General features: G+C 40.6%; 1 protein-coding gene. It reads left to right on the top strand.

The window, feature by feature from the left end:
• A partial coding sequence (locus MM236_RS19630; protein WP_241276702.1) for an IS1634 family transposase occupies positions 1 to 598 on the top strand: 598 nt, incomplete at both ends.

The raw sequence follows: 598 nt of genomic DNA, 5'->3' as shown, positions 1-598 counted from the left end.
CCAAGAAAATACTGGGAGGAAGTATCAATATTGTCTTTTACGATTGTACCACACTCTATTTTGAAGTAGATCAGGAAGATGATCTCAGGAAGACCGGTTTTTCCAAAGAAGGCAAGCATCAGAATCCCCAGATAGTTTTGGGTTTACTGGTAGGTCTTGATGGGTACCCTTTGGCTTATGAGATTTTTGAGGGCAATAAGTTTGAGGGGCATACCATGATTCCGGTAATAGAGACTTTTAGGAAAAAGTATAATCTGCCCGCCCCGATAGTTGTGGCAGATTCTGGTTTGCTTTCCAAAAGCAATATCAAAGAATTACTTGATAACGGATATGAGTTCATTCTTGGGGCTCGTCTTAAGTCTTCCGGCACTAATCAAAAAAACAAAGTGTTAGCTCTAGAGCTGGAAAATGGAGAGAGTGTTTCTGTGGATTGGGAAGAGAACCTTAGAATGGTTGTGAGCTACTCGGAACAGAGGGCCAAAAAGGATAAGATCAACAGGGAAAAAGGGCTTAAAAAGCTCGAAAAACAGTTAGCTACAGGGAAACTCAACAAAACCCACATCAACAACAGAGGCTATAACAAATACCTAAAAATGGA

Origin of the sequence: Belliella calami, assembly GCF_022549695.1 — a bacterium.
Lineage (GTDB): Bacteria > Bacteroidota > Bacteroidia > Cytophagales > Cyclobacteriaceae > Belliella > Belliella calami.
The sequence above is the reverse complement of the archived record's forward strand: the minus strand, read 5'-3'. Positions and strand labels throughout refer to the sequence as shown.